The organism is Lichenibacterium minor, from assembly GCF_004137685.1.
In the GTDB taxonomy this organism is placed as follows: Bacteria; Pseudomonadota; Alphaproteobacteria; order Rhizobiales; family Beijerinckiaceae; genus Lichenihabitans; species Lichenihabitans minor.
The window spans coordinates 1-5,309 of the sequence record NZ_QYBB01000102.1; the positions used below are offsets into that span (position 1 = coordinate 1).

Genomic DNA, 5,309 nt, shown 5'->3' on the forward strand with positions numbered 1-5,309 from the left:
CACCGGATCTGCTCCGCTCGCGCCGGCGAAGCGACCGCCATCAGGGCGACGGCGGTGAGGGCGAAGCGCATGGGCGATGTCCGGGGGGCTGAGTGTTGTACGGGTCTCGACGCTATCGCGCCGGCCGCGACCGGGCAATCAGACCGACGGCGAAGGCGATGAGGGCGAGGGTCGAGTGCACCAGTCCGCGTCCGCCGCGGCTCACTTCTTCGTCTGTAGGATGGCGCACTCGACCAGCACCCGGCCGAGGTCCAGCTGCTCCTGCTTCAGCTCCGAAGGACCGTTCGTCTTCGTCAGATTCCTCAGGATCTTCGCAGACCCCTCATCCACCTCTTTGTTCACCTGATCCACCGATATCCCGAGGACTGCGCCTGACGCCTGGGCCCGGGCCCGTGTGAGCTCCACCAGCTCGCTATCCTGGCCCTCCTCTTTGGCGGACGATGCCTTTCTCGCGCTTGAAACTGCGGCGGCCGCGACCGAAGCGCATTTGACGTCGACGACGTGGGTCACGTCCGCATTTTGGGCTCCCTGCGGTGCCGACGTCCCGCTGGATCCCGCCTGGGCCGGCTCGGGTCGCAGGCCGGGCTGGTCGGCAGACGACGGGGATATTGCGAAGCATGAGCCGCAGCACAGCAGGGCAGCAAGGCCGATCGTTCTGACCACGTGGATTTCTCCGGTCTCGTAACGGGCGCATTCCGGCAGTCGGATGCGTGGCGCCCCTGGCATCCAGAATGGGTTGTCGGAAAGCTTGTTCCGACGTCCGGCGGGACGCGGGTTTGAGCCTGCGGACCGTGTCCCCTCGACTGGATGCCAAAGCCCTTCTCGGCGCCCTCCCGAGCGGTCCCTCGAACTCCTCCAGCGCGTCGGCCTCGGCTTTCACGGCCTGCACCGAGCCGACCGCTCCGTACACCACGTCAAGCGTGGAATGTTATGTCCCCGGTGTTGACCGCGAGCTCCGCCTTGGAAACGTTCGTCAGCCGGACCGCATCACCCGACACGGGATCCACGATGTAGGTGCCCACGCCTCGATATTGATGCGTGTTCGCCAGAACGGTGGCGATGTCGTTGCCGAAGTCGGAGCCCTTGAAGCTCAGCGTGTCATGGTCGGCGCCGTTTCCGCGGAATTGCTTGACGATGTCGAGACCGTGGCCGGGATCGAAGACGAAGGTGTTGCTCGGCTGTGCCGAATTCTGGATCGTATCGTACTGGAAGGTCGGCACCGTGACGCCCCCTGCCATGATCGAGATGGCGTTGGATCCGTCGTCGTTATTTACCCGCCTTGTCTGCTCCCGACTCTCCAAGCCATACGTATCCTGCTCTCTGACCGACCCATCCGCCCGCAGATAGAAAGTTTGGGTGCGCGCACCCAAGTTCGTGAACTCTTCATCCGACGCCGCGATAGGTGGGGAGCCCGACCACTGTCCGTCGAGACTAAACTCGATTTGCGCTACCTTCTCGGCTCCGGTATTGTTCTTCTCCGTCGTCCTTATATTGTCATACGAGGTACCGGCGACGGGCAGTTGGAATGAGAAGTTACCATTCGCGTCCACGGACGTCGTGCCGAGGGTGGTCTGACCCGTTTTGCCGAAGCCTTGGAAGATGACGCTCTGGACCCCGGATGGGCTGGATGCGTGCCCGGTGATGGCGAACGTGCCGCCGCTGTAGGCCGGCGCGGGATCGACCGAGATCACGTCGTTGCTCGCTGTCGCCATTGATGCCTCCACCCTGTCCACGCCTGCTGCGTGTTGCAGCTTCAACCTCTGCATAGTGGCGAAGTTCATCCGTTTCCGACCATTGCCGGGGTGAAGTCACCCCGCTCAGATTGGCTGCGCGGCGTCGCCTGTGGGATCCGACCGTCACGGCGGCCCGCGCGGCGCTCGCGACACCCCTGGTCCTCCTTCGGCAAGTCGAAGCGGCCGGCGCCGTCACGCTGGCGCCGATCCTGGGGCAGGCGTTAAGCGAGGCCGAAGGGGATTGTGAGGCGGGTGTTGCCGCTGCGCCGTGACGGTGCGTGCCCGGCGGGCGCGCGGGGACCTGTTCGCCGACCCCTGCGGCTTGCCAGGCCTCGGCTTATGGTCAGGTGCAGCCTGCACGAGACGCCAGTGTTCGGCTCCGTATCGTGGTGAACTGCTGAATGGTCGGATCGAGCCCTACGCCGCCTTGGCGCTTGCACGTCTCCAGGGTCGAGACGATCTGGTTCAACACCCCCGTCAGCTCTGAGAAGGCCTTGCAGTCCTGCTCGGCCCCCGCAGCGCCCGTGGCTCGGCTGCTTGTCTGCATGGCCTGCAGCTTGTCGATGAGCGGATCCATGGCGGGACACCACGTCGGGGGTGCGTTTTGCGCGCTTGCGTAGGCGGGAGCCAGCAAGGGAACAATGAACAGGATAGCAATCAGGGTGCGGCGCATGTTTGGGCTCGATGGAGACGTCATATTCGAGCGTATCATGCGTGGTAGTCATGTCGATCTGTCGGATGCTTGTTCACCACAATGGGCAGCGGCACGACGATCAAGGACGCGGTGAAGCTGGCCGATGCGACGGAGATCCGAGCGCATCCGTACCCATGACTCGCGAGATGTCGTCTTCGGGCGGCTGGCGCTGACCATCCCTTTCCGTCAAGCTCACGTAGCCGTGCGCGGCGGCGAGCCACGGACGACGACCATGATCACCGGTTACATCCTGGCCTTGATGGCCGGCGCGGCGGGCCTGGCCTTCGGGGTCGGTTACATCAGCGGCGCGCGGAACAGGCGGAGGTTGGGCTCGGCCTGGGCCGACGGGCTCGGCCTGGGCCTTGGCCGACGGGCTCGTGATGATCGCCTTCGGCGTCGCCATGTTCATCGTCGCCGTCGGGGTGGCGCCGCGGTAGGCGGCAGCGCTATCCGTGTAGTGAGGATCATCAAGCGATGACCGGGTTCTCGGCCGTCCTGTGGGTGCTGGTGGGGCTGTACTCGACGGTCCTGTTGTGCGGCTTGGTGTTCGCCGTCGTCCAGCGCAGGACCCCTATGATGGGCTGCGTCACACTCATCGGAGCGTTGCCAATCCTGTTCATCATCGCGACGTACTCCATGGCCGCGAGGCACGTGGAGCGGTGCAGCGCAGAGGCCGAGGCTCGACAGGCGGCCGGGCTACCGCCCATCGTCCACCATGGCAAGCCGCGCGGCGGCGCGTGCTGAAGAGCCATTTCTGGCCGCCACGGCCGTCGCCCCTCTCTGTCCTTGCCATGCTGGCCGTGGTAGCGACGACCGCCCTGGCCAAAGCGCGTCCGGGCGCGCCGGACGCCAACAAATGCGACCGTGGGCGCAATCAGGCCGCCCGGTCGCGATAAGGGGTGACAGCCTGAGGACGGAAAACTCATTATCTCGACTACCCGGCCGAAGGACTTTCCATGCGACGCGTTTTGCCTTCCTTGACGTTGGTGGCTCTGGTCGCCATCGGCGGCGCTGCTTCTGCTGAAACGTGTCCGGAGGCGAGCGCTATCGCTTTCAACAAACTCCGGGAGGCGATCTCGCTGGGCGTGGTGCTCAAGCCGAGCGACGCGAGCAATCCGATCATGTGCCCTGCCGCTCACCGTGTGCTCAACGCCTACGTCCAGCATCTTGCACTTTTCAAAAGACAGCAGGTTCTATGTGGATACCCTGACCCGACTGTCATCGCGAACCAGCAGAGCACGGTTGATCGGATCAGGACTGTCGTGATCCCACGGTACTGCCGCTGAGTCGGCAAGCGAGTTCTGCCCCGTGCCGGACGCCTGACAACTGCCCTTCCCGGGCGCTCGCCGAACGCAGAAAATGCCCCGTCCGCCGGTGAGGGCGAGCGGGGCACAATGGCATAATGATATGATGGTGCGCGACCTGCGGACCTACCCCACCAACCGCGCCGGCACGTCGCCGCGCATCGGCGGGCCGCGCAGCAGGGCCAGGATCTCCGGCGCGTAGACCGCCATCAGGCCGACCGCGGCCAGCGCCCCCACGATATGATACCAATGCGGATCTGCTCGCGCGCCGGGATGCGCTCGTCGATCTCGCCCGGGCGGACGATGTGCGCCGCGGCGCCGACGCGACCCATGAACAGGTAGGCCGAGGTCACGAGGCCGTGGCAGGGTGGCGGCGGACCGGGAGCGACGGCGCATGGGCCTGACGAGCGACGACGCGATCATCTGGACGGCGAAGGCCGAGGGCGACAGGACGGCCGTGGCGCGCCACCCCGACGGCCACCGGGTCGCCTTCGCGTTCTCGGGCGACGCACGGAACGAGGTCGAAGTCCGGGACCAGCGATGGGCCGCGGAGGGCGACCACGCCGCGGACCTGCGGGCGGCCGCAGTCGCGGCGCGTATTGTCGCTAGGGCGAAGGGCTGGCTCTACTGAACGACGCTTGCGCCGTGACAGTCTAATCCGCCCTCACGCTCACGACCGCCGAATCGTGCACCGGCTCGGGCGCGGACGGCGCGACCTCAGTGCCCGGCCTGCTTGTCGTAGCAGGCGAGGCGGTTCTCATCGAGATGGAGGTCCCGACACACCGGCGTGCTCGGCACGGGCGGGTCGGACGCCTGAACCTTCGCCGAGGCCGAGGCGATCGCCCGGAACTGACCGTTCTCGAACGTGTAGAAGTATCGTCCCTCCGGCCCTTCCTCGTCGCGCTTGCCGGTGAAGACGATCAGCCGGCTGTCCCGCCGGAACTTCATGTAGTCGAAGTCCGGCTCCGAGAAGTAGCTGTCCGCACAGCACATCGAGAAGGGCACGAACGCGACCCTGCCCGTGATCTGGTCCACCACGGCGCCCATCTCGCAGCCCGAGCCGCACCCCCAGGTGACGAAGCTGTAGTGACCGTCGAAGTTCGGGCGCTGCGCCACGCCCTCGCGGAGCCGAGTCCGGTAGGTCTTCGCGTCCGCCGTGTCCAGGATCAGAGGTGCCGCGCGGCCGGTGAAGGCGGGCTCGGCCGGGAAAGCGCCATATTGCGGCGACGCGGCCCAGGTTGGGACGGCGACCATCGAGGCGAGCAGGGCGGCGAGGGCAAGACGCATGGCGCTAGGTCCCCATGGAGAACCCGTCCACACTTGATAGCCGTCCTCTCCAGAGGCGTCCATCTCTATAGAGGGTCTTTCCATCGCTGAGCAACCAATGAGCGTTACGGAGGTGGATGAAAGCTGGAGGTGGGATGTCGAAATCATCCTGCGCCTCTAGAGTTTTCTGAAATACGGCGTTTATGTCCCGATATACGTCTAGGTCCTGTTAGCACTTGATCCACTGCACGGCTGCGGCGAGGGCCAGGACACCGAGGAACGAGGTCGCGGTTTTTTCGTAGCGGGTCGAGA

The 5,309-nt window shown here is 65.5% G+C and carries 8 protein-coding genes; 3 read left to right on the forward strand and 5 right to left on the reverse strand.

From position 1 onward, the window contains the following. Positions 1 to 201: 201 nt before the first annotated feature. From D3273_RS27130 to D3273_RS27140, 3 genes are all read right to left on the reverse strand, one after another. Complete coding sequence (locus D3273_RS27130) at positions 202 to 510, reverse strand: hypothetical protein (RefSeq protein WP_129230083.1); 309 nt, start codon at positions 508 to 510, stop codon at positions 202 to 204. A 404-nt stretch (positions 511 to 914) separates the two neighbouring features. After that, the gene (locus tag D3273_RS27135; RefSeq protein ID WP_129230085.1) at positions 915 to 1,712 is read right to left on the reverse strand and encodes a hypothetical protein; all 798 of its coding nucleotides are present in this window, start codon (positions 1,710 to 1,712) and stop codon (positions 915 to 917) included. A gap of 364 nt (positions 1,713 to 2,076) precedes the next feature. Then, positions 2,077 to 2,406 (reverse strand): hypothetical protein, encoded by a 330-nt coding sequence (locus D3273_RS27140; protein WP_129230087.1) that lies wholly within the window; start codon positions 2,404 to 2,406, stop codon positions 2,077 to 2,079. Between the two features lie 495 nt (positions 2,407 to 2,901). Between D3273_RS27140 and D3273_RS27145 the strand changes: the two genes are divergently transcribed. The 3 genes from D3273_RS27145 (at position 2,902) to D3273_RS27155 (ending at position 4,362) form a co-directional block, all read left to right on the forward strand. Beyond that, on the forward strand, positions 2,902 to 3,171 hold the full coding sequence (locus D3273_RS27145; RefSeq protein ID WP_129230089.1) for a hypothetical protein: 270 nt from the start codon (positions 2,902 to 2,904) through the stop codon (positions 3,169 to 3,171). A 212-nt stretch (positions 3,172 to 3,383) separates the two neighbouring features. Continuing rightward, positions 3,384 to 3,713, forward strand: coding sequence for a hypothetical protein (locus tag D3273_RS27150; protein ID WP_129230091.1), 330 nt, complete (start codon positions 3,384 to 3,386; stop codon positions 3,711 to 3,713). Between the two features lie 412 nt (positions 3,714 to 4,125). Next, positions 4,126 to 4,362 (forward strand): hypothetical protein, encoded by a 237-nt coding sequence (locus tag D3273_RS27155; protein ID WP_129230093.1) that lies wholly within the window; start codon positions 4,126 to 4,128, stop codon positions 4,360 to 4,362. Between the two features lie 86 nt (positions 4,363 to 4,448). On the opposite strand, the gene D3273_RS27160 is transcribed toward D3273_RS27155, so the two are convergent. Both D3273_RS27160 and D3273_RS30115 read right to left on the reverse strand, forming a co-directional pair. Further along, complete coding sequence (locus D3273_RS27160) at positions 4,449 to 5,018, reverse strand: hypothetical protein (RefSeq protein WP_129230095.1); 570 nt, start codon at positions 5,016 to 5,018, stop codon at positions 4,449 to 4,451. A gap of 4 nt (positions 5,019 to 5,022) precedes the next feature. Further along, a complete protein-coding gene (locus tag D3273_RS30115) occupies positions 5,023 to 5,202 on the reverse strand; it encodes a hypothetical protein (protein ID WP_487343519.1) in 180 nt (59 codons plus the stop codon). Positions 5,203 to 5,309: the final 107 nt, after the last annotated feature.